Annotated in this window: 1 protein-coding gene; it reads right to left on the bottom strand. The window is 34.9% G+C overall.

Annotated elements, in window-relative coordinates; translation table 11 throughout:
- Positions 1-191: hypothetical protein (locus AOA59_RS32900; protein WP_218212226.1), on the bottom strand; the 191-nt coding region annotated here is incomplete at its 3' end.
- Between the last annotated feature and the right edge of the window lie 81 nt (positions 192-272).

The raw sequence follows: 272 nt of genomic DNA, 5'->3' as shown, positions 1-272 counted from the left end.
CCTCCCATGCACCTGATCTTCGCTACTGGGACAACCTTTTTTCCTTCTACTTCTATTGCATCTCCATAAACTAGTGAAACATCTCTTTCGTTAGAAAACTTTTTGAACATCGCTTGCCCAGGTATTTCAAACCTTTCTTTCCCATTATTTAATATAACCTTTTCTGATGATGAAACTGTCTCCTTCTCCATTTTTATCGCCTCCTATATATATGGTATTAATTAGTCCTTTTCCTAAAAACTCCTTGTCAAATTATCTGAAATTAGATTTGA

Origin of the sequence: Pseudomonas sp. 2822-15 (genome assembly GCF_002742515.1) — a bacterium.
Taxonomy (GTDB): Bacteria; Pseudomonadota; Gammaproteobacteria; order Pseudomonadales; family Pseudomonadaceae; genus Aquipseudomonas; species Aquipseudomonas salomonii.
The sequence above is the reverse complement of the archived record's forward strand: the minus strand, read 5'-3'. Positions and strand labels throughout refer to the sequence as shown.